The 21,225-nt window shown below is 62.9% G+C and carries 31 protein-coding genes; 21 read left to right on the top strand and 10 right to left on the bottom strand.

Annotation, left to right across the window (positions count from 1 at the left end; all coding sequences use genetic code 11):
• Nucleotide 1: 1 nt before the first annotated feature.
• Both IDT60_RS07715 and IDT60_RS07710 read left to right on the top strand, forming a co-directional pair.
• A complete protein-coding gene (locus tag IDT60_RS07715; protein WP_164200805.1) occupies nucleotides 2-754 on the top strand; it encodes a DUF4191 domain-containing protein in 753 nt (250 codons plus the stop codon).
• A gap of 101 nt (nucleotides 755-855) precedes the next feature.
• Entirely contained in the window at nucleotides 856-1,212 is a 357-nt protein-coding gene (locus IDT60_RS07710) for a DUF3817 domain-containing protein (RefSeq protein WP_191081466.1), read from the top strand.
• Here IDT60_RS07710 and IDT60_RS07705 read toward each other — a convergent pair.
• Entirely contained in the window at nucleotides 1,209-1,646 is a 438-nt protein-coding gene (locus IDT60_RS07705) for an RDD family protein (protein WP_191081465.1), read from the bottom strand. The genes IDT60_RS07710 and IDT60_RS07705 overlap by 4 nt on opposite strands.
• Before the next feature lie 262 nt (nucleotides 1,647-1,908).
• Here IDT60_RS07705 and glnA (IDT60_RS07700) point away from each other — a divergent pair, with 262 nt between their 5' ends.
• Entirely contained in the window at nucleotides 1,909-3,333 is a 1,425-nt protein-coding gene (glnA, locus tag IDT60_RS07700) for a type I glutamate--ammonia ligase (RefSeq protein WP_164200811.1), read from the top strand.
• 105 nt (nucleotides 3,334-3,438) lie between these two features.
• Here the strand turns inward: glnA (IDT60_RS07700) and IDT60_RS07695 are convergent, their stop codons facing one another.
• Both IDT60_RS07695 and IDT60_RS07690 read right to left on the bottom strand, forming a co-directional pair.
• Nucleotides 3,439-4,251 (bottom strand): site-specific integrase, encoded by an 813-nt coding sequence (locus IDT60_RS07695; protein WP_223883922.1) that lies wholly within the window; start codon nucleotides 4,249-4,251, stop codon nucleotides 3,439-3,441.
• A 232-nt stretch (nucleotides 4,252-4,483) separates the two neighbouring features.
• Nucleotides 4,484-5,029 carry a helix-turn-helix domain-containing protein gene (locus IDT60_RS07690; RefSeq protein WP_191081463.1) on the bottom strand — a complete coding sequence of 182 codons (546 nt, stop codon included), beginning with the start codon at nucleotides 5,027-5,029 and terminating at the stop codon, nucleotides 4,484-4,486.
• A gap of 25 nt (nucleotides 5,030-5,054) precedes the next feature.
• On the opposite strand from IDT60_RS07690, the gene IDT60_RS07685 reads away from it, so the two are divergent.
• The 17 genes from IDT60_RS07685 (at nucleotide 5,055) to IDT60_RS07610 (ending at nucleotide 13,679) form a co-directional block, all read left to right on the top strand.
• Nucleotides 5,055-5,327, top strand: a complete 273-nt coding sequence (locus tag IDT60_RS07685; protein ID WP_223883921.1) for an AlpA family transcriptional regulator — start codon at nucleotides 5,055-5,057, stop codon at nucleotides 5,325-5,327.
• Between the two features lie 74 nt (nucleotides 5,328-5,401).
• The gene (locus IDT60_RS07680) at nucleotides 5,402-5,632 is read left to right on the top strand and encodes a hypothetical protein (RefSeq protein ID WP_191081462.1); all 231 of its coding nucleotides are present in this window, start codon (nucleotides 5,402-5,404) and stop codon (nucleotides 5,630-5,632) included.
• The gene (locus IDT60_RS07675; protein WP_191081461.1) at nucleotides 5,629-5,769 is read left to right on the top strand and encodes a hypothetical protein; all 141 of its coding nucleotides are present in this window, start codon (nucleotides 5,629-5,631) and stop codon (nucleotides 5,767-5,769) included. The genes IDT60_RS07680 and IDT60_RS07675 overlap by 4 nt, the downstream gene beginning before the upstream one ends.
• Nucleotides 5,770-5,941: 172 nt before the next feature.
• Nucleotides 5,942-6,442 (top strand): hypothetical protein, encoded by a 501-nt coding sequence (locus tag IDT60_RS07670; protein ID WP_191081460.1) that lies wholly within the window; start codon nucleotides 5,942-5,944, stop codon nucleotides 6,440-6,442.
• 152 nt (nucleotides 6,443-6,594) lie between these two features.
• On the top strand, nucleotides 6,595-7,272 hold the full coding sequence (locus IDT60_RS07665) for a hypothetical protein (protein ID WP_191081459.1): 678 nt from the start codon (nucleotides 6,595-6,597) through the stop codon (nucleotides 7,270-7,272).
• Complete coding sequence (locus IDT60_RS07660; RefSeq protein WP_191081458.1) at nucleotides 7,269-7,445, top strand: hypothetical protein; 177 nt, start codon at nucleotides 7,269-7,271, stop codon at nucleotides 7,443-7,445. Before IDT60_RS07665 ends, IDT60_RS07660 begins: the two co-directional genes overlap by 4 nt.
• Nucleotides 7,442-7,666 carry a hypothetical protein gene (locus tag IDT60_RS07655; RefSeq protein WP_191081457.1) on the top strand — a complete coding sequence of 75 codons (225 nt, stop codon included), beginning with the start codon at nucleotides 7,442-7,444 and terminating at the stop codon, nucleotides 7,664-7,666. The genes IDT60_RS07660 and IDT60_RS07655 overlap by 4 nt, the downstream gene beginning before the upstream one ends.
• Nucleotides 7,666-7,833 carry a hypothetical protein gene (locus IDT60_RS07650; RefSeq protein WP_191081456.1) on the top strand — a complete coding sequence of 56 codons (168 nt, stop codon included), beginning with the start codon at nucleotides 7,666-7,668 and terminating at the stop codon, nucleotides 7,831-7,833. The genes IDT60_RS07655 and IDT60_RS07650 overlap by 1 nt, the downstream gene beginning before the upstream one ends.
• Nucleotides 7,834-8,078: 245 nt before the next feature.
• The gene (locus tag IDT60_RS07645) at nucleotides 8,079-8,324 is read left to right on the top strand and encodes a hypothetical protein (protein WP_191081455.1); all 246 of its coding nucleotides are present in this window, start codon (nucleotides 8,079-8,081) and stop codon (nucleotides 8,322-8,324) included.
• Complete coding sequence (locus tag IDT60_RS07640; protein WP_191081454.1) at nucleotides 8,321-9,070, top strand: hypothetical protein; 750 nt, start codon at nucleotides 8,321-8,323, stop codon at nucleotides 9,068-9,070. Before IDT60_RS07645 ends, IDT60_RS07640 begins: the two co-directional genes overlap by 4 nt.
• Nucleotides 9,071-9,104: 34 nt before the next feature.
• Nucleotides 9,105-9,269 (top strand): hypothetical protein, encoded by a 165-nt coding sequence (locus tag IDT60_RS07635; protein WP_191081453.1) that lies wholly within the window; start codon nucleotides 9,105-9,107, stop codon nucleotides 9,267-9,269.
• Nucleotides 9,266-9,391 (top strand): hypothetical protein, encoded by a 126-nt coding sequence (locus tag IDT60_RS23380; RefSeq protein WP_255527078.1) that lies wholly within the window; start codon nucleotides 9,266-9,268, stop codon nucleotides 9,389-9,391. Before IDT60_RS07635 ends, IDT60_RS23380 begins: the two co-directional genes overlap by 4 nt.
• Nucleotides 9,384-11,207, top strand: coding sequence for an SGNH/GDSL hydrolase family protein (locus IDT60_RS07630; RefSeq protein WP_191081452.1), 1,824 nt, complete (start codon nucleotides 9,384-9,386; stop codon nucleotides 11,205-11,207). The genes IDT60_RS23380 and IDT60_RS07630 overlap by 8 nt, the downstream gene beginning before the upstream one ends.
• A 636-nt stretch (nucleotides 11,208-11,843) precedes the next feature.
• Nucleotides 11,844-12,398, top strand: a complete 555-nt coding sequence (locus IDT60_RS07625) for an NUDIX hydrolase (protein ID WP_223883920.1) — start codon at nucleotides 11,844-11,846, stop codon at nucleotides 12,396-12,398.
• Between the two features lie 6 nt (nucleotides 12,399-12,404).
• The gene (locus tag IDT60_RS23520) at nucleotides 12,405-12,710 is read left to right on the top strand and encodes an HNH endonuclease (RefSeq protein ID WP_191081451.1); all 306 of its coding nucleotides are present in this window, start codon (nucleotides 12,405-12,407) and stop codon (nucleotides 12,708-12,710) included.
• A 31-nt stretch (nucleotides 12,711-12,741) separates the two neighbouring features.
• A complete protein-coding gene (locus IDT60_RS07615; RefSeq protein ID WP_191081450.1) occupies nucleotides 12,742-13,086 on the top strand; it encodes a hypothetical protein in 345 nt (114 codons plus the stop codon).
• A gap of 254 nt (nucleotides 13,087-13,340) precedes the next feature.
• The gene (locus IDT60_RS07610; protein ID WP_223883919.1) at nucleotides 13,341-13,679 is read left to right on the top strand and encodes a terminase; all 339 of its coding nucleotides are present in this window, start codon (nucleotides 13,341-13,343) and stop codon (nucleotides 13,677-13,679) included.
• A gap of 349 nt (nucleotides 13,680-14,028) precedes the next feature.
• Here IDT60_RS07610 and IDT60_RS23515 read toward each other — a convergent pair whose 3' ends face one another.
• Both IDT60_RS23515 and IDT60_RS07600 read right to left on the bottom strand, forming a co-directional pair.
• Entirely contained in the window at nucleotides 14,029-14,271 is a 243-nt protein-coding gene (locus IDT60_RS23515) for a helix-turn-helix domain-containing protein (RefSeq protein WP_223883961.1), read from the bottom strand.
• Between the two features lie 38 nt (nucleotides 14,272-14,309).
• Nucleotides 14,310-14,540, bottom strand: coding sequence for a hypothetical protein (locus IDT60_RS07600; RefSeq protein ID WP_191081448.1), 231 nt, complete (start codon nucleotides 14,538-14,540; stop codon nucleotides 14,310-14,312).
• A gap of 63 nt (nucleotides 14,541-14,603) precedes the next feature.
• Between IDT60_RS07600 and IDT60_RS07595 the strand changes: the two genes are divergently transcribed.
• The gene (locus tag IDT60_RS07595; protein ID WP_191081447.1) at nucleotides 14,604-14,843 is read left to right on the top strand and encodes a hypothetical protein; all 240 of its coding nucleotides are present in this window, start codon (nucleotides 14,604-14,606) and stop codon (nucleotides 14,841-14,843) included.
• Between the two features lie 122 nt (nucleotides 14,844-14,965).
• Here the strand turns inward: IDT60_RS07595 and IDT60_RS07590 are convergent, their stop codons facing one another.
• From IDT60_RS07590 to glnA (IDT60_RS07570), 5 genes are all read right to left on the bottom strand, one after another.
• Nucleotides 14,966-15,238, bottom strand: a complete 273-nt coding sequence (locus IDT60_RS07590) for a hypothetical protein (protein WP_191081446.1) — start codon at nucleotides 15,236-15,238, stop codon at nucleotides 14,966-14,968.
• Between the two features lie 507 nt (nucleotides 15,239-15,745).
• Entirely contained in the window at nucleotides 15,746-16,288 is a 543-nt protein-coding gene (locus tag IDT60_RS07585) for a GNAT family N-acetyltransferase (protein WP_370590738.1), read from the bottom strand.
• A complete protein-coding gene (locus IDT60_RS07580) occupies nucleotides 16,273-16,716 on the bottom strand; it encodes a VOC family protein (protein WP_191081445.1) in 444 nt (147 codons plus the stop codon). The genes IDT60_RS07585 and IDT60_RS07580 overlap by 16 nt, the downstream gene beginning before the upstream one ends.
• Nucleotides 16,717-16,772: 56 nt before the next feature.
• Nucleotides 16,773-19,784 carry a bifunctional [glutamine synthetase] adenylyltransferase/[glutamine synthetase]-adenylyl-L-tyrosine phosphorylase gene (locus IDT60_RS07575; RefSeq protein WP_191081444.1) on the bottom strand — a complete coding sequence of 1,004 codons (3,012 nt, stop codon included), beginning with the start codon at nucleotides 19,782-19,784 and terminating at the stop codon, nucleotides 16,773-16,775.
• Between the two features lie 9 nt (nucleotides 19,785-19,793).
• Complete coding sequence (gene glnA, locus IDT60_RS07570) at nucleotides 19,794-21,134, bottom strand: type I glutamate--ammonia ligase (protein ID WP_164200817.1); 1,341 nt, start codon at nucleotides 21,132-21,134, stop codon at nucleotides 19,794-19,796.
• Between the last annotated feature and the right edge of the window lie 91 nt (nucleotides 21,135-21,225).

The raw sequence follows: 21,225 nt of genomic DNA, 5'->3' as shown, positions 1-21,225 counted from the left end.
TATGGCGAAATCCCCTGATTCCAGTAACACTACTCCGGCGGCCGACGGCGCCCCGAAGCGTGGCCTCTTCTCGCGCAAGCCAAAGGAAGCAAAGGTCAAAAAGCCAAGCCGGCTCAAGCAGATCGGCGAAGTCTTCAACATGACCCGCCGCCATGACCCCATGGTCCCGTGGCTGATGCTGCTGGTGTTCCTGGGCGTTGTGGCTGTCGGCCTTGTGGTTGGCCTGCTGCTTGAAAACTGGATCACGGGCCTGCTGATCGGTATTCCCCTGGGCCTGCTCGGCGCCACGCTGATCCTGTCCCGGCGGGCCGAACGTGCGGCATTCGCCCAGATCGAAAACCAGCCCGGCGCCTCGGGCGCTGCCCTGGGCACACTCAAGCGCGGCTGGATCACCGAAGACCAGCCTGTCTCGGTCAACCCCCGCACGCAGGATGCCGTCTTCCGCGCCATCGGCCGTCCCGGCGTTGTCCTGGTCAGCGAAGGACCCAGCGCCCGGGTCAAGCCGCTGCTGGACGCCGAGCGCAAACGCCTGGCACGCATCCTCCCGAACGTTACGGTCCACGTGATCGAGAGCGGTCGGGGCGAGGGCCAGGTCCCCATCAGCCAGGTGGCCAAGAAGATGGGCAAGATGAAGAAGGAACTGACCAAACTTGAGGTCAATGCCGTCTCCAAGCGCATCTCGTCGCTGGGCAACCGCCTCCCCATCCCCAAGGGCATAGATCCCTATAAGGCACGTCCCAACCGCGGACGCTAGAACGTGTGAACCGCCCCGGTTCCGGCCCAAGCCGGGCACCGGGGCGGTCTTTTTTGTGGCGCACCGCAGGCGCCGGAATCATCCTGTGATCGGAGAAACCCATGAGAGTACCGCTGAAAACTGTTGCAATCCGTGCCTTCCGGATCCTGGCGGTCGCCGAGGCGTTCAGCTGGGCAGCCCTGCTGACTGGCATGTACTTCAAATGGATCGCCAAGACCACTGAGCTGGGCGTAGAGATTGCCGGCCCGATACACGGCGCGCTCTTTGTGGGCTACGGCGTGGCTGCCCTCGCCCTGTGGCGGCTTCAGCGCTGGCCGTTCACCGTGGCACTGTTCGCCGGGATCTCCGCTGTCTTCCCCTTCGCGACCATCGCGTTCGAGCGCTGGGCCGGGAAGCGCGGTTACCTCACCGACGACGCACCACGCTCCGCAGAAGTCAAGGAACCAGCCGGGGTCTAGCGGCGGACCAGGACCGTATTCATCGCCTTGTCGTGCAGGCCGCGGTGGTCGGGGTCGAAAATCACTGCCGGGATCACAAGGCACAGGAGCAGGGCCCGGACCACGGCAGCCAGAGGCCCTGCCGGCCCTCCGCCGAGGCGTAATACCTGGATGCCCACGATCCTGTGGCCAATGCTGTAGCCGAGCGTCCCCACGAGCAGAATCTGCTCAGCAGCGAAAACGGCGAGGGTTGCCCAGGCGTCTCCGCCGAACGCGAAATTACTGATCAGTGTGGCGAGGCCCCAGTCCAGCATGATGGCCACAATGCGCCGTCCGGCCCGGGCAATGGAGCCGGAGCCGGATTCCGGCAGCCCAAGGCGCTCCCCCGGGTATTTTGAGATGCCGGAAGTGTCCGGTCCGGTGAGCCAGGAGCCGATGTCGTCACGATTTACCACTGTCCAAGCTTACCGACTTCGCACCGTTCACATCGCGAAAGCCGCTGGACCGTAGAGGGGACACCCTATAGCGTTGCCTGATCAGGGCATTTCTGTAACCTGCCCGAAACAATGTGGACACCGTCGGGAAATGACGTGTCCATAAGGTTGGTACCAGTTTCAAGCAATTGCCCAAGCAGGGAAACTGAGTTTCCCTGCCTTTCGGATTGCGCCGGACCAGATGGCTTGCCAGCCGATATTTACATATGCGTTAGGAGCATAGATGTTCAAGAATGCGGACGAAGTCCTCCAGTTCATCAAGGACGAGGATATTAAATTCGTTGATATCCGCTTCACCGACCTCCCCGGGGTCCAGCAGCACTTCAACGTGCCGGCAAAGAGCGTGGATGCAGACTTCTTCGTCAACGGCCAGCTCTTCGACGGTTCCTCAATCCGTGGCTTCCAGGGCATCGCCGAGTCCGACATGCAGCTGATCCCGGATGTGACCACCGCATTTGTGGACACCTTCCGCATGGAAAAGACGCTGGCGCTGAACTTCTCCATCGTGAACCCGCGCACCGGAGACCCGTACCACCGCGACCCCCGCGGCGTGGCTGAGAAGGCCGAAGCCTACCTCGCCTCCACCGGCATCGCCGACACCGCGTTCTTCGCCCCTGAGGCTGAGTTCTTTGTCTTCGACAATGTCCAGTACCAGTCCTCCCCCGAGGGCAGCTTCTACAAGATCGACTCCGAAGAGGCCCACTGGAACTCCGGCCGCGAAGAAGAAGGCGGAAACCTCGGCTACAAGACCCCCGTCAAGGGCGGTTACTTCCCGGTTTCCCCCACCGACAAGCAGGCCGACCTCCGCGACGCCATGTGCATCGCCCTGGACGAGGCCGGCCTTGAGGTCGAGCGCAGCCACCACGAAGTAGGCTCCGCCGGCCAGGCTGAGATCAACTACAAGTTCACCACCCTGACCCACGCCGCCGATGACCTGCAGAAGTTCAAGTACGTCATCAAGAACACGGCCGACGCTTGGGGCAAGTCCGTGACCTTCATGCCGAAGCCGGTCTTCGGTGACAACGGCTCGGGCATGCACTGCCACCAGTCGCTGTGGACCAACGGCGAACCGCTGTTCTACGACGAAAAGGGCTACGCCGGCCTGTCCGACACCGCCCGCTGGTACATCGGCGGCCTGCTGAAGCACGCCGACGCCGTGCTTGCCTTCACCAACCCGACGGTGAACTCTTACCGCCGCCTGGTCAAGGGCTTCGAAGCTCCGGTCAACATGGTGTACTCGCAGGGCAACCGCTCCGCCGGTATCCGTATCCCGATCACGGGCTCCAACCCCAAGGCCAAGCGCATCGAGTTCCGCGCTCCGGACCCCTCCTCCAACCCGTACCTGGCCTTCGCTGCCCAGCTGATGGCCGGCATTGACGGCATCCGCAACCGCATCGAACCGCCGGCCCCCATCGACAAGGACCTCTACGAGCTCCCCGCCGAGGAAGCCAAGGACATCCCCAAGGCTCCGGGAACGCTGGAAGAAGCCCTTGAGGCCCTCCGCGAGGACAACGAGTTCCTGCAGGCCGGTGGCGTGTTCACCCAGGACCTGATCGACACCTGGATCGAGTACAAGTACGAATACGAGATCCGCCCGCTGTCCCTGCGCCCGAACCCGTACGAGTTCGAGCTCTACTACGGCGTCTAGCTAGATCACGCGGCAGAATCGGGCATAGTCCGCAGACAGTCCGCAAGAATCCGGATACAGCAAAGGCCGGTCCCAGGTTTCACGCCCGGGACCGGCCTTTTCCGGTCAGCCGTGTTGCTCAGTCCGCGAGTTCAGCCGCTCCCGCAGCACGCCAGCCACGGCCGCCCTCGCTGACTCTTCCTTGTCAGGCCACATGTGTCCGTAGGTGTCCAGTGTGGTCTTCGCTGACGAGTGCCTGAGGCTCTTCTGCACCACCTTCACGTCAAGCCCCTGAGCAATCAGCAGCGACGCGAAGTAGTGCCGCAGGTCATGGAATCGGAACCCCTCCGGCAGTCCCTTGACCGTTGCCCGCGCTTCCCGGAAGTAGTGTTCGAGCCGGTGCGGCGATATCGCCCGGCCCCACGCGTTCGTGACCAGCGTTTCACTGCCCCACTTTGTGTGATTCACCGACAGCTCAAGGCAGAGATTCTGGGGAATCGGGATAGGCGTCTTGGATTCCTTGGTTTTGAGTTCGACGCCGGGATACTGGATGGCCGGCGCAACGATGCCCCGCATGAAGTCCACGTCAGACACCCGCAGAGCCACGGCTTCCGCGACACGCAGACCGGCGAAGGCCGCCAGCAGCACCGCCGGCTGCAGCCCGTCCGGCATCGCGTCATGCAGGGCCCAGACCTGTTTCGTCGTCGCCACGTAGGGCCGCTGCTCCCCCGCCTTCGGCGCCGTCCTACGGCTCAGCGGAGACTTCGGCAACAGCCCGTCATGCACGGCGTCACTGAAGAGCTGCCCCATCCGGGAGTGCAGCGCGTAGACCGTGGAATCAGCCAAGCCCTCATCACTGAGCTTCGCCGTCCACGCCTTGACCTCCGACGGCCGCACGCTCTTGAGGGCGCGGTGACCAAACGCTGCATTGATTCGCACCAGATGAGTCTTCGCCTGGCGAACAGTGGACGGCCGGTTATTCTCGTAGCCCTTCAGCCAAATTACTGACCACTCGGCCACAGTGGTGAGCGCTGTCTTCGGATCCACATACGTTCCGGCCACCACTGACGCCGTGACTTCATCGAGCCATCGCTGAGCGTCTAACTTCCGCGGGAAATGCTTGGCATGCTCCTTACCAGCTTCATCGCGGTACCTGGCGCGCCAACGGCCGTCAGGTCTCTTCTGAATGCTTGCCATAACGTACCTCCATGTACTCGCGGATGACAGCATCAGGTAGCCGACCGATCGACTTCTGTAGTTCTTCAAGCCAATACCGCAGGCGCCCGGCATCCACGGAACCGGGAGAGACCTCAGATGACCGCTCCCCTAGTTGCGAGCTGACAAATTCCGCCGAGGCGAGTGCCGACTCATATGCGTCGGCCGCTTCCCAGATCCGTTTTTCGGTCCTATGCACGTCAGCAACTGCGGTGCGGACTTCTTCAAGAATGGCCGCGCTCTCTGGCGTTGAGAGTAGTTCATCGACCGGCTTTCCCAGCGCGTCAGCTATGCCTCTTGCCTCTGACAGACGGACAGGCCTTTCCGCCTTTTCTATACGGCTGATCGTCGTCTGATGAAAGTTCGTGAACCCAAGCTCGGTTACGCGGCGCGCCAGTTCGCCCTGCGACCATCCGTTCTGCTCGCGTAAGCGCTGCATATTGGTCACGAAGTGCGCCTCGTCCAGAACGCCCTGAGGTTTCTGCTCGATGTTCTCAGTCATGGTCACACCCTCCCACAAACCAGCCTTGACTGACAACACAAAACGTGTGCTATCGTCATTTGTGTTGGAACAGAAACACAATTTGTTGGAGGAGAAAACAATGGAAGTTAGCTCGCACCGTCTCATGACGATGGACGAAGTTGCCGAGGAGACACGAATCCCGGTGAACACACTGAGGTTCTACCGCCAGAACGGCAAGGGTCCGAAGTTCGCCAAGCTCGGCGGCCGGCTTATGGCGCGGCGGGAAGACGTCGATGGCTGGATTCAAAGGGCATTCGAGACCGGGAAATCAGCGTGAGGCCTCAGTCATCGCACCAGAACCAAGACCGTTGTCTGACGGCAAGCACACAAGCTGAGAAAGGGCTTACGGACATGCCAGAAAATGCCCCGAACTTCACCACCGTCAAGCGGTGGATCCTCGAAGCAGCCGCGGAGTCCGGGACAGTCATGAGCGTCCGCCGCGCCAAGAAAATGGCCGGCGATTACCTGGACCGGAACGACCCTGAAGCCTATAAACGCCTGATTTACAGCGATCCCGTAGGGGAAGGCGTGGCCAGGCGCTGGGTGGAGTTCAAGCACTACGTCGGGCCGGTGCCCGCATGATTACCGAGGCCGACCTTGCAGCCGCGTGGGAGTCCGGCTACTGGCATGGGACCTCGCACACTGGCCCGCTGAACAGCACCACCGTAGACGCCCGGAACCCGTACAAGGAAACCGCCGGCTCGGAGTCCGAGCAGTGAGCGGTTGCGGTTGCGAGTGGCTCGGAGATTGCGCCTGCGAAGTCCGGGAAGTCCCGGTAACCACCCCGGCGAAGGCGTGCAAGATCCGCCTCAAAACAGAAAAAGACCGTGACGCCTCGCCAAAGTCCGTCACGGCCGTAGAACCCACCAACCCATAAGAAGGCGATTCACTATGCAGACTATCAAGGCCCCCACGACGGTGGCACAGCTCGGAGCTATGGCCGAAGAAATGCGCCTCACGCTGCCGGAGCTTCTGGACCTCCTCCGCGACGTGATAGGCGATGAATGGTGGAACTCTGACGAAGAGGTGACAACTTACTCCGCCACGTTTTACCCCGCCACCGTGCGCGAGCTCTTTGCAATGGCTGAAGAACGCGGCATGACGGCGCCGAGGCTGCTGGAGGTCCTCGGCTCCTTCCCCGAGCCGCCCGCCGGGTACACCATGTCGGAATGCGTAGATGGGCTCTGGACGGCCCCGGAGATTGAAGTCGCGGGCATGGTCATCGTCCCGGCGTGGAACTACCGGACGCAAGAGCACTACCTCGAGCTGTGGACGGGCAAGTGCACTGAGGATGAGTCGCTGGCAAACCTGTCGCTGGCAGACGCTTACGACGTCGCCGCTGAACTTATAGCCGCCGCCAAGGCAGCGCAGACGGCCGGGAGAACGGTCTAGTGCGCCGCGGGATACAGCGGACAGTACGGGGAGTGTTCTGGGCGCTGGTCACTTGCCTCCTCTACCTGGCCTACGCGATGCCGACAACCCTAGCCAAGCTCATATTCGGCTCGCCGGTCTGAGCCACGGAAAACACGAACGGAACCGCCTAAATGGGAGCCACGAACGTCGCCAAGGTATTCACCAACTGGAGGCACCTCAGCCACCGGGAGGCGCGCGCCCTGTTGTTTATGGCGAACATGGCTCTGGACGCGGACAAGCCCCCGGTGTATTTCGGCGGTTGGAGCGCCATGGCTGATGCCCTCGGGCTTGCCGATGCCGCGAGCGCTAAGCGGATGACCATGCAGGTATTCGCAGCCTTACGAGCGGCCGGGGCAACAGTCTCCAGTGGGCAGGCACGTATGAATGTCAGGGCTGAATACGCGCTCGCCCTGGATCCTGAATTCACCTACGAACCCCGGGGCTCCGGCCGGAACGTCTCTTGGGTACAGGTTCCTCGCCAAGCCGTCAGGGTGAGCCAAAAAGACACCCAAGAGGGTGAACCAAAAAGACACCCACCTCTACACGAAAAAGACACCCATCAGGGTGTACCAAAAGTGCAAAACAGGGTGAGCCAAAAAGACACCCCTATGAGTACTCAGGAACCACTGGGAGGAGTACTAGAGGAAAAACAGGGAGAAACACAAATCGCCCAAGCTTCTAGTCTCACCAACGCGCGCGGGGGAAAAGCCGACGACTGGACTGGAAATTTGCCCCTCGAAGATGAACGCGCCAAACAGATGGCCGGCCTTCAGGAACGCATGGACAAAGCGGAGCGGAAAGCCTCATGACTGCGAAGCTCTCCCGCCAGGACCTCATCGACCTCTGCGAAGTCTTCAAGACCAAGGCCCTCGAAGAACACGAGCTGTTCCGCGTATGGCGGGACAGGGCACTCGAAGCCGAAAGCCGACTGGCCATTTACGAACCGAACGACGAATCGCCGAAACAGAAAGAAGCAACATGACTTTCAGGACACCAGCAGAAAAGTGGCAGAGGAACACCGGCCCGATTAAGGCCACCCGCGCCGTCCTCGAAAGCCCGGACGGCCAGAGGCACCCTGGCGTTTATATCAAGCAGGAGAGCAGTCACCTGTGGATGGTCATGCCAGAGGGCCAAGCGGTGGACATGGCCAACCAAATCCTTGACGTCATCGAATCGCGCCGGCCGCGCGCCCAGGAGGGGTAATGCCTCAGAAACACGACATCGGGCACCAGAAACGACGGAAAGCTGCAGCCGTGGTCGTTGCGACGAAACCACCAAAACCCGGGAAGCTCGCAATTGACCTGGTCCGGCGCGGCCTCGCGAGCCCCGGCATTCTCGACGGCATGACCAGCCGGTTCTCCGGCAGCTGACCGATGGCCCTTTACCCGACTATCCAGCCCGTATCGGTCAATCAACTGGCCGTCATCGTAATCTGCCCCCACTGCGGCGACGAAGAACACCAGCAGATGCAACGCGAAGGTCGCGATCCAATCCAGCCCGGCGACAAAGTCCTCTTCGCGTCCTCCTGCTCCCGAACCCTTGACGCCAACGCCCGCTACTGGATGTCCCATCCAGGCGCCTACTACATCCAGTTCCCAACCAGAAAGCCCAAATCATGACCGAGGCCAGCCCTGAAGCGGTCGCCCCAGAGCCCCCGTCCTACCGGCCCGAAGAGCAGATGACCGACCTCACCGAACTTCGCCTCGAAGTAGCCAAATGGCGGGTCATCGCCTTCTGGGGAATCCCCTACGAACACCACCACCACGTCAACGGCGACACCGCCCAAGGCATAGAGGACAAGGCGCACATCCTCGCCGACCTACTGAATCTCTTCCCAACCGAAAAACAGGAGTCACTATGACCATCTATGCAACCCACGCCATCAACGCCGAACTCATGGACGACCAGCTCGGACAGTTCACCACCGCCGCCATCCCCCTTCAGGAAGTCCTTCCGACGGAATTGACCCTGCGCGCCATCACCAACGCCAACGAACTCATCCAAGCCGTATACCCCAGCGCGGACTTCCTTGCAGAAGCGGCGGACCTCGTCCTCAACGGACAGGATCCCTCTGCCGCCATGGCCCGGCACGCGGCTGACTTCCACATCCAGCCGCTAGTGGAGGCAGTCCGTAAACGGGCCAAAATTCATCAGGCAGAAGCAGTAAACGCGGCTGCAGACACAATCATTCAAACCCTCCGCGCACAGGTGTTCGAACCGACGGTCAGCCGACTCGAAGAACTGGCCCAAGAACACGGCTGGGGATGGGACATGAACGCCGCAATCAGCGCCCAGGACTTCGCCCGCGCCGCCGCCATCAAAGAAGCAACCGAGCTCATCGTCAAGCTCAAGCAAGTGGACAACCTCCGCCGCAAACTCCACCCGGGAGCATTCGATGGCCCCGCGGCTTTTGCCACCGAGGCAAACGCCTTCGACATGGCGAAGGGCACAGAGATGGGCAGCCTCACTTGGTGGATGCAGCTCATCGATGCCGGCGCGACCCTCCATTACCCCACGCTGGGCGAATACGACGCGATCCACAACAGCGCAGCTCATGTCGAATACAGGGAAGCACAGGCGACAGAAGAGGACCCGTGGACGCCGTAAGCACACCACCGACTGAAGAGATGAGTAGGCAGCGATGACCGAACGAAAGAGCGTGGCCGACGGCCGCGAAATCTACGAAGCCAAGCATGGCAAGAAAGCGGCCGAGCCTCCGAAGCCGCCGCCCGCGCCCGCACCCGGCACCCTTGCCGCCGGCGCCAAGCTCTACCAGACCAGAAACGACCAGAAAGCCACATCATGAGCCGCATCGTCTACGGAACCTCGCAGGAAGAACCAACCACCCCGGCCGCCGACTCAGTCGCGGCCGAACAACAGCCCGACACAACGCGGACCACCTCAGAAAAGGATGGCGACAATGCCTGACTACCCCTTCGAAGGGCAGCTGCTCGCTGACCCTGTTTCGTTTCAGCGTGCCGTGAGCGCACAGATCACGGTCTACGACGCCAACGACGCCACCAACAGCACCCCGCTGGCACTCAAGGACGCATCCGGCGTGCCCACCGCCAACCCCCTGACCTCCAGCTCGGACGCGTTCGTGAAGCCGATCTACGCGCCATCACCGGACATCAAATACGTGGGAGCGGGGCTGTCAGTGTTTGTGTCATCGACTCAAGGCATGCGGGACGCCGCCGAAGCTGCAGCCGCAGCAGCACAGGACGCAGCGAACACCGCAGTGGTTGCCGTCGCCGACCGGATCGCTACCGCGGCCGTGGACGGGGCAGGCGCGCTCGTGCTCACCAAGGCAAACGGGACGACCGTGAACGCCGGCAACGTCCGGGGCGCGAAGGGCGATAAGGGCGACCCGGGCGCGAAGGGTTTGGACGGCGCGAACGTCCTCCCCACAGCCGAAGCGATCGCCCAGGCAGTCACCACTGACGGGCCCGCGAAGACGGCACTTTCTGTCACGATTCTTGACCTCACTTCGGACCTGGGCGGCGGCGCGTCAGTCCTGCAAGGCTTCGTTGCGGACATGGCTACGGGCGTGGACGATCTGTCGCTCCTGATCGTGGGCGACTCTACGACCGTTGAGAACACCCCGGCCCCGTCGTGGGCGCGCAGGATTCCGGCTAAGCTCGCGGCACTATACCCGCACCTGAACATCAGCACCCGAATCCTGGCGTCCACACTGCCGTCCAGCACGTTTGACGCGGCCACGGTCATCACCGGCACTGGCACCCGCACCCTGCATGTCTGGATATTCGCCCGCGCTGGTGAGACGTGGCAGTTCTTCACTGATGCCGTGCGCCGTTCCGTAGGCTTCGGCGGCACGGTGAACGCCAACGCAATCATCATCAACAACGGCCACAACGACAACGCCAGCGGCGTATCCGTGGGTACGGAAGCGATCCTGAAGCAGGTCAGGGACAAGGCCGTGGCCCACGTTGAGCAGATCAAAGCACTCAACCCCGGCGTACCCGTGGCCATGATCGCGCAGAATCCGAACACGACGTTCCCGAACTCGTCCGAACGCCGTGCCACCATGTACCGGCGCATGGCAACCGAACGGGGCATGGAGTTCATCAACGTCTGCCAGGCGTTCTACGACGACGGCAGGCCCATGGCTGAACTCGTCCGCGACGGGACGCACCCATCCGATGCCGGATACGAAATCTGGGCCGACAAGGTCATGGAGCACCTCACCCCGCAAGCCAACGCGCAGCCTGTGACCATCCTGCCTTCCTCGTACAACACGCTGGCCCGCAACCTGCTGGCCGATCCGATGTTCGCAGCGTGGGACGGTACAACCACCCCGGCGGGCTGGACGGTCACCAACGTCACCCTATCCAAGGACACGGTGAACTATGAGACCGGCACTTGGGGCATGAAAATGACCAAGACGGCAGACGGCGCGGCGGCATGGGTACAAATCCCGTTGCCACATGCTTTCATCGCCGGACAGAAGGGCATGTTCGCGGCCCGCGTCCGCGTCCCGGCAGGGGTCACCACCAACGCCGCGCAGGTAGCGCTCTTGGCATCCGGGCAGGCACTGGACGGCTCCGCGATCTGGGACACCAAGGATCAGTTCATGTGGCGGATCATCCACAAGCTCTTCCCTGACGGGATCACGAGCGCGTCGGCCCGCATCTACGTTGACCCGTCCACCGCAGCCGGCGCCGCCTCCGTAACCGTGGACCGCATGAGCTTCGTCCTCGGCACCTACCCGTCCGAACCCGTTTAGGTGACCGGGAGGGCGGCACGGCCATTCTACGGGCTAAATAAGACCGGAATAGTTCCCTAACTGACTGTGCCCGCCACATCACCAGGCGGGCACAGTCAGCACCCCAAACAGCACAGAACGGAAAGCATCTTGACCACCACCACCGACGCTTACATAACGGGCCCGGTTTGGCGCGCTTACGACACGATCAGCGGGATATGCAGGCCGGACCGGCCCGTCCCGGGATGGCGCGTTGACCGGCTGTATGACAACGGAGAAATTGGGGACTACTCCGAGAACGGCACCAGATCAGCCCGCTGCCGACGCAGCAGGTTTGCCGACGCCGTGCGCCACGACCCCGATTGCGAGTGCGGGTACCGGCTGGTGCGCGACGTGTACACAGTGCTACAGCTCGCCCACATTCAGCCTCGAACTAACCCGAGCCTTGGTAGGGGCCACCGAGGGCGCTCCGACTTGGGCTTGGTCCTGACTCGTGCCACGGGCGAAGGATGGACGACGGTGGGAGCTTGGGACGACCCGCCAGGAACAGTCCGGGCAGCAAAAACGACGCTCCGGGAAGTCTGGTTACCCCGCTCTGTGGGAAGCAGCCTGACCGAAGTAAAGGCACTGGCGCGCAAAGTCAGGAACCGTTACGGCGTGAGCGTGCACGTCATGCCAGGAGAAGGGCTGTACTCGTTCCCCGGCACCCCCGACACTGTAGCGCCAAATGGCTGGCCGGAGTGCGCGTTGCCAACACCATGGCATGAGTCGGGTTTCTACGGACTCCACGGTGCGGCCGGCGTCATGTTCTCCACAATCGTGGACGGTGAAAGACAGTTCATGCTGGTGAAGCGCACAACAAAAAACGCCCTTTGGCCCGGACAGATGCAACTACCTGGCGGGGCCATGGAACCAGGGGAAACGCCGCTCGAAGCAGCTCAGCGGGAGACGATGGAAGAGCTTGCCATACCCGAGCTCGGAGGCGGCACCGTGGTAGGAGAGGTTGTCTACAGCCACCCGTCCGGATGGAAGTACACCAACTATGCGGTGGAGTTGGAAGAGGTCCCAGAGCATCGCGTCGATGGACACGAAATCGTCCGGGCCAGTTGGTACACCGCAGAAGAGGTCCTGAGCATTGCCCAATCCATTCAGATGGTTCCAGAGCTGGCCGAGAATATCCCGGCCATCCTTGCGCTATTCGAAAGGCAGTGAGCATCCATGGCCACTAGCAGGACAGGCACCAGCGTATGGAAGAAGGTAAGGAAGCGGGCACTCCACCTTGCCCAGGCACAAGGCCTGACGCACTGCCCATACTGCAAGGTGTGGCTCAACTACGATGTGAGCCTGACACCGGCCAGCGCCGAAGTCGACCACATCATCGCTCATTCACGAGGTGGACAAGACAGGCTCGACCAAACCCAAGTCATCTGCCGCAAGTGCAACCAATCCAAAGGGGACAAACCCTCGCCGAAGACAACCACTATCCTCGCGGCCAAACCACTCAAGACGAGCCGCCGATGGTGACCAAACACGAGATGAGGAGGTGTGACTCGCAATGCCAGCAACATATGAGAAGCACCTCGCCAACGTACGTGCGGCAGCCACGCTGCTCAACGAGCTCAAGCTCCTAGCAGGCTGCATCGACTGTGGATTCAACTCATGGCCAGAGGCTCTGCAGTTCGATCACATCGATCCTCACACCAAGCAGCAAGACCTCGGATGGTTCAGGGACCGATCGAAGCTCACCAGCAAGGCCAAGCTCAAACGGTACCTCGACCACGTCGACCGGTACTGCGAAGTGCGCTGCGCCAACTGCCACGCTCGACGGACGATGCAGGAGAGGGACTGGGAAGTGCGGCGCGATCAGCCCGTTGTCAAGGCCTCTGCCACCCTGTTCTGACCAGGGGGGAGTCCCCTGGGGCACCTCCCGCGCTCGCCCCCCCTGGCATAGGTAAAAATCCCCCCGTGGTGCACGAAGCGATGGGCCCCTTGTGGGCCTCACAACCCCGCAGTGCAGGGCGCTGGCGCCTATATCGGCTCCTCAGAATCGCGGTCGCTTGTGGCTTTTTGAGGCCGTTAGAAGGCCTCCTACAGATCCCCAGTTTGCCCCCAAATTCCAAGTTCCGCGGGATGACGCGGAGAAAGTGTGACAACGTGAATGAACCGAAAACCCCGACCGGGCTAAGGGCCGCGGGCAAGAAGTTGTGGCAGTCTTCGACGGCCGAGTTCGAGCTGGCCCAGCACGAGTTGGCACTGCTCGAGGAGGCATGCCGGACGCGCGATTACATCCGGGATCTGGACAAGGCAGTGCGTGATGACGGGGTCATGATTCCCTCTTCGCAGGGCAGCCGGCTGCACCCGGCAATCGCGGAATCCCGGCAACAGCGTCTGGCACTGGCCCGGATGCTTGTGACGCTGCAGATCCCTGGCTTGGACGATGACCTTCCGCCGGCCGGACGTGTCCGTCCCGCTTCTGGTGCTCGCCGTGGTTAGGCGAAAGCGTGAAGCGGGGCCCGGGCTGCCCTTGCCACCCCATCTGCTGCCAGGGGCAGTGTGGACGGATCCTGACCGCTGGCGACGGGAAAGGTTCGCGTGGTCGAAGCAGCATCAGTGGCCGCCGGGAAAGATCGGCTTCCTGGCGTTCTTTCTGGAGACTGTGAAGCTGCACAGCGACGCCAAGGGATACGAGCACCCGAAAGTCTGACTGGACTAGCGCATGGTCCAGCTCACGCAACCTTTAGCACAGCGCCATTCCTTCCTGCTGCTGCCGAGAGATGACCCGTCTATCTGGGGGCGGAGGCGAACGGCGCCGGCGCACTTGGGGCACTGATCAGGAACTGCTTCAGGAATTGTCATGCGGCGAGCCTATCGGACCAGCAGCGCGCAGCAGCCTGGCCACGTTCTCCCGCTGGTTGCGAGGTGTTAGCTCCGGCGGTTCCGGCGTTGCGATGATGGATTGGTAGTGCTCTTCGGTGAACCGGTATAGCCGGCCTACCTTGCTGTGTGGCCATTTGCCGGACTTGCACATTTTGTAGACGGTGGCAGTTGACACGCTTAGCCGCGCTGCCAGTCCTGCCGCCGTCATCAGCGGGGCCTCATCCATCGGCTTGGCCCCTACTGCTCTTACCTTGCCTCGGTGGGCAAGCTGCTGAGCCATGAGACCAAGTCTTCGTGCGCGATGATTGGTTTCGAGTTGACGTAGCGCGCCAACAGGTAGCTGTTATCGATCTGGGCCCGTAGCAGCCGCGCGCTGACACCCACCCGCGCCGCGGCTTCGTCCAGGGTGTAGGCGATTTTCCGAGTCGTGTGACATGGGCAGCAGTTCGCGTGCTGATAGTCCGTCCATTCGGCCATGAGTCAAAGTCTGGCACAGTCGGGGGGGCGATCTGATCCTCGGGCCGCGTTACCATCGGCGGCATGACCAATGAATCCTGTGTTCCAGTCTTTCGTACGCCGGAGCAAGTAGCCCCAGAGCTGGGCATGCGGCCCACGGAGCTTCGCCGCTACGTCCGTGAATCCGGGATCTGCACCAGACTCAGCAAAAACCGCATCATGCTGCATGCGGATGACATCAAGCTCTTGGTGGAGTGGATCAGGGCGCGGAAGAGCAAGGCTAGCGTGTGGGACAAAACACCAGAGCTCGACCCCTTCGCGTGACCAAGAGTCTGGCCGCGGACCGTATGCTTGAGGATCGCCCGCCGTCAGTCCCCCATTGACGGCGGGCATCTTCATACCCGAGAGAAAAGATTCTTCGAATGATCCGTTAGGCGGATGCCAAGTCAGGCGCCGGCGTACTTCGCGCCGAGCGCTGCCAACGCATTCCCTGCCTCGATCGCCTGGGACGGCGTGAGCCCGCCCTGTGAATAGTCTCCGACGGCTGGCTGGATCTCTAATTCGATTCCGTCCTCGAAGGTGAACGTGGCTTCGATCATCCATCCGTCGCCGGTCTCGGTTGGCCCTTGGAAGTGGGTGGGCGGGAGACCCGGCATCGAGTCCAGCATCACATCCGGGACCGGGGCGAATCCGGCGGGAGGGTTTGTTGAGTTGCTCATGGTGACAGCCGTTCTACTGGGAGCGTTTGTTAACGGCCGTGAGTCTAACGGTTGAATGCGTCCTGGATCCGTCCTAGTCCGCAGAAAGTCCGCAAGAGGTTCATTTTGTGGAGTCTCGCGCCATCAAAGCTCATCACCCAAAACCGCGGAATCTAGCGGTTTACGGCTGCTGCCGTTTGTGGTCGTTACCCCTTGATAAGTTCGAGCTCTACTACGGCGTCTAGAAAATCGCGGGGCTGAACACGTTCAACCCCACGAAGTCCGCCCGGGCTGCCAGCATCCATGCTGTGCAGCCCGGGCGGACTTTTTTAGTGCGGCGTCCAGGGTTTAAAAGGGCGGGGGCTGGCTCCGACGTGCTGAGACCAAGAGCCAGCCCCCTGACATGTGCTCCCCGAGACGAAGACTTTTCAAGCCTTCCCCCCAACAAGGATTGAAGAACACCGCCATTTCACATGATGGGTCAATGTGGGGCTGGAGGCAATGCCCCGGCCGCCGTGTCTGACGGAATTATCCCGTAAAGCTGCAGAACATGGTGCGCTGCGGGCCCGCGCTTCCGCCGAGGTATTGTCCGTGGTCCAGGAATCCGGCTTTCCGGTAGGCTGCCAGGCCTGCGGGGTTCGCTTCATTGACGGAAAGTACGACGCCGGCCTCAGCGCTTGTGTGCCGCGCGGTCAGTTTCGCGGCGGTTGCCACCGCCGCTGCGGCCGCAAGCGTTCCCAGTCCCCTGCCCTGCCGCCGCCGGTCGATGAGGAACCCACGCAGCAGCCAGGCGGAATGGTCATCCGGCCAGCCGGCCAGGCTGGCCGCCCCTGCCTGCAGCGTCAACACCCCGACGGCTTCCCCTGCCGCTTCGATCACATACGGCCGGCGCGACTCCTCCGCCAGGCCGGACAGGGCCATCCGCAGCGGATCGCCGGCAAATGCGAGCTGCCCGGGTGCCAGCTCCAGGAGGGCGACGGCTCCCAGCTGGATGGCGCACGCATCCGGTTCCAGGTCGTCCAGGGAAATGAGCCAGACGGACGGGACTGCGGCAGTCAGTTGGCTGGTGATTCGGTGCTCCCGGCCGGCGTCTCCCCGGCCGGCGGTCCGGCAGGGTCCATCCACATGACTTCCCACAGGTGACCGTCGGGGTCCTGGAAACTGTGGCTGTACATAAAGCCGTAGTCCTGCACTTCCTGGGACGGCGTGCCGCCGGCCGCGAGGGCTTTCCTGACGGTCTGGTCCACCGCTTCCTTGCTGTCCACGGAATAGGCCATGATGGCCTCGGTGGCGCCGGCGGCATCGGCCACGTCCTTGTGCGTAAAGGTCTTAAAGAAGCCTTCCACAAGCAGCATGACAAACGCGTTGTCGTTGATGATCATGCAGGTGGCGTTTTCATCGGTGTAGTCCGGGTTGAAGGAGAAGCCAAGGGCGGTGAAGAACTCGACCGACCTCTTCAGATCCTTCACGGGCAGGTTCAGGTAGATTTGCGTAGCCATGCGCCCCAAGGTAGCACCGGACCGCCGCGGCTGTCTGCAGACCCGTGGGACGGCAATCAGTGGCCGTAGAACACCCGCTCGAAGACCGCCCGGGCCCGGCGGCTCAGGCGCAGGTAGTCCTCTTCCAGGGTGGCGGCGTGGCCGGGTTCATAACCACACCAGCGGGCCACGGCTTCGAGGTCCCGGCGGGAGGACGGCAGCAGATCCGAAGCCCGGCCGGTCCAAATGACGTTGGCCGAACGGATCCGGCTGGCCAGCCGCCACGCATCCGCCAGGAGCTTCGCGTCAGCCACGGAAAGCAGGCCCAGGGACGCGGCCGCATCCAGGGCCTCCACGGTTGAGGTTGTCCGCAGTTCATGGTGTTTCCCCGCGTGCTGGAGTTGAAGGAGCTGCACCAGCCACTCGACGTCGCTCAGTCCTCCGCGCCCCAGTTTCAGGTGACGTGCAGGATCCGCCCCGCGTGGCAGCCGCTCGGCTTCCACCCGCGCTTTGACCCTGCGCACTTCCCGGACGTCATGGTCCGAAATACTCTCGGGATACCTGATCGGATCGATGAGGGCGAGGAAGTCATCGGCAAGGGCATCATCGCCGGCCATGGGCCGCGCCCGGAGCAGCGCCTGCGCCTCCCAGACCAGGGACCACCGGCGGTAGTATTCGGCGAAGGAATCGAGGGAACGCACCATGGCGCCGTTCTTTCCCTCCGGGCGGAGGTCAGCGTCCATCTGCAGGACCCGTTCGGCCATGATGGCAGGCTTGAGCGGCTGTGTCAGGAGGCTGGACACTTTGGACACGATCCGGGCGGCCTGCTCCTGCGCCTCTTCCTCGGTATAGCCGGGCAGTGCGCGGTGCACGTACATCACGTCGGCATCCGAACCGTAGCCGATCTCGCGTCCGCCCTGCCGGCCCATGGCAACGATCAGGATGGCAGTCTTGAGCGGTCCCTTCGCGGACACGATGCCCTCGGCCACGCGGAGCGCGCCGAGTACCGCGGCACGGTCCGTGTCAGCCAGGGCGGCGCCCACCTGGTCCTGCTTGAGCAGCCCGGCAGAATCGGCGATGGCGATCCGGAGGATTTCCCTCCGCCGGATCAGCCGGATCAGCCGCATGGCGCTTTCCGGATCGGCATGGCGTGACATTTTGGAGGTGATCTCCTGCCACTGTGCTTCAAAAGCGAGCGGCGCGAGGTCCTTGTCGTTGCCCAGCCAGGCAACAGATTCAGGCGAAACCTCCAACAGGTCCGCAATCAGCCGGGAGTTGGAGAGCACATGGCACAGCCGTTCAGCGGCCGCGGTGGAATCCCGGAGCATGCCCAGGTACCAGTGGGTGGTGCCCAGGGCCTCGCTGACGCGCCGGAAGGCGAGGAGTCCGGCGTCGGGATCAACACCCTCGGCAAGCCAGTCCAGCAGGATGGGCAGCAGCTGGCGCTGCAGGGCCGCGCGCCGGCTCACTCCGGCGGTCAGGGCCTCGATATGCCGCATCGCGCCCTTTGGATCAAGGTAGCCCAATGCGGCGAGCCGGCCCTGGGCAGCCTCCGGTGTCAGCCTGGCGTCCTCGCTGCTGAGTTTCGCCGCAGTGTTCAGGAGGGGCCGGTAGAAGATGCGCTCGTGCAGTTCGCGGACGGAACGTTTGGTCTTTTGCCAGGTCGCCATCAGCGAGGCCGGCGGCGGCCGGTCATTGGAGAAGGGGCTCAGCACTGCCTTCGCGAGGGCGCGCAGGGCTGCTTCGCTGACCGGCATCAGGTGGGTGCGGCGTAGCTGGAACAGCTGGATGCGGTGTTCCAGGAGGCGCAGGTACCGGTAGGCGTGGTCAAAGGCTGCGGCATCGGACCTGCCAATGTAGCCACCCGAGGAAAGTGCCGTGATGGCCGAGGTCGTATCCCTGCACCGGAGTGATTCATCGGACTTCCCGTGGACCAGCTGGAGCAGCTGCACCGTGAACTCGACATCCCGCAGGCCGCCGCGGCCCAGCTTGATCTGGCGCTGTTCCTCGGTTGCGGGGATGTGTTCGGTCACCCGGCGGCGCATCGCCTGGACGGATTCCACAAAGCCCTCACGGCCGGCGGAACTCCAGATCAGCGGCGCTACCGCTTTTTCGTAGCGCTCCCCCAGGTCCTTGTCCCCGGCAATGGTGCGTGCCTTTAGCAGTGCCTGGAATTCCCAGCTCTCTGCCCATCGCGCGTAGTAGCTTTCGTGCGAGGCCAGGGTACGCACCAGCGGGCCGGACTTGCCCTCCGGCCGCAGGTTGGCGTCCACTTCCCAGAGGCCGGGTTCGCGGGCCACTGAGGAAATGGCACGGGAGATGCCGGATGCCAGGGCCGTGCCGATGGTGTTGGCCCGGGCGTCATCGACGTCGCCTGCATCGATCACGTAGATGACGTCGACGTCGGAAATGTAGTTAAGTTCCCGTGCTCCGCATTTGCCCATGCCGATCACGGCCAGGCCAACGGCGGCCACCTCGCCGGCGCTGAACTGCTCAGCAGCTTCTGCCCGGGAAACTGCCAGGGCGGCCTCGACGGCAGCCCCGGCCAGGTCCGCGAGTTCGGCTCCGACGGCGGGCATAAAGTCCAGGGGGTCGGCAGCGCACAGGTCCTTGACGGCAAGGTCCACTACTCCCCGCCGGTAGGCGGTGCGCAGGGCCGCATACGCCTCCGTGCCGGAAATCCCCGCGACGGGACGGGCAGAACGCGGGTCCGCCCGGACGGACGCCAGGAGCGCGGAACGCAGCTGTTCCGGGTCCGCCTGCACCGGTTCAGGGCTGGCGGTAACCTCAAACGCCACAAGGTGTTCCGGATGACGGATGAGGAATTCCCCAAGCGCTTCGGAAGCCCCAAGGACCCGGTAGAGCGGCTCGCTGGTCTCAGGATCGGCCGCCGCCAACTCCCGCAGGGGAGGGTGCTTTTCAATCAGCCGGACCAGGGACTGGAGCGCGGTGTCGGGGTTGGCGGCCATCTGCAGGCCGGCGAAGATCCTGTCCTCGTCCAATCCGTCCAGTTCCGGGGCAGCCAGAAAGCGCTCACCCTTCTCCAGGTCGCTGAAGCCGGCTGAGATCAGGCGGCGGGCCAGGCTCACCGCCACAGCCTAGAGAATGCCGAGGTTGCGCTGCAGTTCGTACGGCGTCACCTGGAGCCGGTAATCCTGCCATTCGGCACGCTTGTTCCGGAGGAAGTGCTCGAAAACCTGCTCACCCAGGATCTGGGGCATCAGTTCAGAGTCTTCCATGGAGCGGATGGCATCGTGGAGGCTGGCGGGCAGGGGGTCGTGGCCCATTGCCCGGCGCTCGGCCGAGCTCAGTGACCAGACGTCGTCCTCGGCTGCCGCCGGAAGGTCATAGCCCTCTTCGATGCCTTTCAGCCCGGCACCCAGCAGGACGGCGTAGGCCAGGTAGGGGTTCGCCGCAGAATCAATGCCGCGGTATTCGATGCGGGCGGACTGGCCCTTACCGGGCTTGTACAGCGGGACCCGGACCAGGGCCGAACGGTTGTTATGGCCCCAGCTGAGGTAGCTGGGCGCTTCGCCGCCGCCCCACAGCCGCTTGTAGGAGTTGACGAACTGGTTGGTGACCGCCGTGAACTCGGGAGCGTGCTTGAGGACGCCGGCGATGAACTGCCGGGCCGTCTTGGAGAGCTGGAACTCGGCGCCGGCCTCATAGAAGGCGTTGGCGTCGCCCTCGAACAGCGAGAAGTGCGTGTGCATGCCGGAGCCGGGGTGGTCCGTGAACGGCTTGGGCATAAATGTTGCGTACGTGCCCTGCTGGAGTGCCACCTCCTTGATCACGGTGCGGAACGTCATGATGTTGTCCGCCGTCTGCAGTGCGTCCGCGTACCGGAGGTCAATTTCATTCTGGCCGGGCCCGGCTTCGTGGTGGCTGAACTCCACGGAGATGCCTACCGATTCCAGCATGGTCACGGCCGTGCGCCGGAAGTCCTGCGCCACGCCGCCGGGAACATGGTCAAAGTAGCCTCCTTCGTCCACGGGGACCGGCGCGCCGTCCGGCCCCGGCTGCTGGGACTTCAGAAGGTAGAACTCGATTTCCGGGTGCGTGTAGCACGTGAATCCCATGTCCGCGGCCTTGGCCAGGTTGCGCTTGAGGACGTTCCGCGGATCCGCAGCCGACGGTTCGCCGTCCGGGGTGAGGATGTCGCAGAACATCCGCGAGGTCTGCTCAGTCTCTCCGCGCCACGGCAGTATCTGGAACGTGGACGGATCCGGTTGGGCCAGCATGTCCGATTCGAACACACGGGCAAGGCCTTCGATGGCCGAACCGTCAAAACCGAGCCCTTCTTCGAAAGCACCCTCAACCTCGGCGGGGGCGAGTGCCACCGACTTGAGTGAACCCACGACGTCGGTGAACCACAGACGTACGAACCGTACGTCGCGCTCCTCGATTGTGCGCAGGACAAACTCTTGCTGGCGGTCCATGAAGGCCTCTTCTCCGGTCTAACGGTGCCCCGGGCCCGCGGAAACGGGGGCCGGCAGCAGTTCACAATCACTTTACTAAGCAATTGCCGCT

The sequence above is a fragment of the Pseudarthrobacter sp. BIM B-2242 genome (assembly GCF_014764445.1).
Classification (GTDB): Bacteria; Actinomycetota; Actinomycetes; order Actinomycetales; family Micrococcaceae; genus Arthrobacter; species Arthrobacter luteus_A.
This window is presented reverse-complemented; position numbering and strand designations above follow the sequence as displayed.

What these genes read in the sequence shown, in the direction of transcription:
- IDT60_RS07715 (WP_164200805.1), top strand. Translation starts at nt 2, where the DNA reads ATGGCGAAATCCCCTGATTCCAGTAACACTACTCCGGCGGCCGACGGC.
- IDT60_RS07710 (WP_191081466.1), top strand. Translation starts at nt 856, where the DNA reads ATGAGAGTACCGCTGAAAACTGTTGCAATCCGTGCCTTCCGGATCCTG.
- glnA (WP_164200811.1), top strand. Translation starts at nt 1,909, where the DNA reads ATGTTCAAGAATGCGGACGAAGTCCTCCAGTTCATCAAGGACGAGGAT.
- IDT60_RS07690 (WP_191081463.1), bottom strand. Translation starts at nt 5,029, where the DNA reads ATGACTGAGAACATCGAGCAGAAACCTCAGGGCGTTCTGGACGAGGCG.
- IDT60_RS07680 (WP_191081462.1), top strand. Translation starts at nt 5,402, where the DNA reads ATGCCAGAAAATGCCCCGAACTTCACCACCGTCAAGCGGTGGATCCTC.
- IDT60_RS07675 (WP_191081461.1), top strand. Translation starts at nt 5,629, where the DNA reads ATGATTACCGAGGCCGACCTTGCAGCCGCGTGGGAGTCCGGCTACTGG.
- IDT60_RS07670 (WP_191081460.1), top strand. Translation starts at nt 5,942, where the DNA reads ATGCAGACTATCAAGGCCCCCACGACGGTGGCACAGCTCGGAGCTATG.
- IDT60_RS07665 (WP_191081459.1), top strand. Translation starts at nt 6,595, where the DNA reads ATGGGAGCCACGAACGTCGCCAAGGTATTCACCAACTGGAGGCACCTC.
- IDT60_RS07660 (WP_191081458.1), top strand. Translation starts at nt 7,269, where the DNA reads ATGACTGCGAAGCTCTCCCGCCAGGACCTCATCGACCTCTGCGAAGTC.
- IDT60_RS07655 (WP_191081457.1), top strand. Translation starts at nt 7,442, where the DNA reads ATGACTTTCAGGACACCAGCAGAAAAGTGGCAGAGGAACACCGGCCCG.
- IDT60_RS07650 (WP_191081456.1), top strand. Translation starts at nt 7,666, where the DNA reads ATGCCTCAGAAACACGACATCGGGCACCAGAAACGACGGAAAGCTGCA.
- IDT60_RS07645 (WP_191081455.1), top strand. Translation starts at nt 8,079, where the DNA reads ATGACCGAGGCCAGCCCTGAAGCGGTCGCCCCAGAGCCCCCGTCCTAC.
- IDT60_RS07640 (WP_191081454.1), top strand. Translation starts at nt 8,321, where the DNA reads ATGACCATCTATGCAACCCACGCCATCAACGCCGAACTCATGGACGAC.
- IDT60_RS07635 (WP_191081453.1), top strand. Translation starts at nt 9,105, where the DNA reads ATGACCGAACGAAAGAGCGTGGCCGACGGCCGCGAAATCTACGAAGCC.
- IDT60_RS23380 (WP_255527078.1), top strand. Translation starts at nt 9,266, where the DNA reads ATGAGCCGCATCGTCTACGGAACCTCGCAGGAAGAACCAACCACCCCG.
- IDT60_RS07630 (WP_191081452.1), top strand. Translation starts at nt 9,384, where the DNA reads ATGCCTGACTACCCCTTCGAAGGGCAGCTGCTCGCTGACCCTGTTTCG.
- IDT60_RS23520 (WP_191081451.1), top strand. Translation starts at nt 12,405, where the DNA reads ATGGCCACTAGCAGGACAGGCACCAGCGTATGGAAGAAGGTAAGGAAG.
- IDT60_RS07615 (WP_191081450.1), top strand. Translation starts at nt 12,742, where the DNA reads ATGCCAGCAACATATGAGAAGCACCTCGCCAACGTACGTGCGGCAGCC.
- IDT60_RS23515 (WP_223883961.1), bottom strand. Translation starts at nt 14,271, where the DNA reads ATGACGGCGGCAGGACTGGCAGCGCGGCTAAGCGTGTCAACTGCCACC.
- IDT60_RS07600 (WP_191081448.1), bottom strand. Translation starts at nt 14,540, where the DNA reads ATGGCCGAATGGACGGACTATCAGCACGCGAACTGCTGCCCATGTCAC.
- IDT60_RS07595 (WP_191081447.1), top strand. Translation starts at nt 14,604, where the DNA reads ATGACCAATGAATCCTGTGTTCCAGTCTTTCGTACGCCGGAGCAAGTA.
- IDT60_RS07590 (WP_191081446.1), bottom strand. Translation starts at nt 15,238, where the DNA reads ATGAGCAACTCAACAAACCCTCCCGCCGGATTCGCCCCGGTCCCGGAT.
- IDT60_RS07580 (WP_191081445.1), bottom strand. Translation starts at nt 16,716, where the DNA reads ATGGCTACGCAAATCTACCTGAACCTGCCCGTGAAGGATCTGAAGAGG.
- glnA (WP_164200817.1), bottom strand. Translation starts at nt 21,134, where the DNA reads ATGGACCGCCAGCAAGAGTTTGTCCTGCGCACAATCGAGGAGCGCGAC.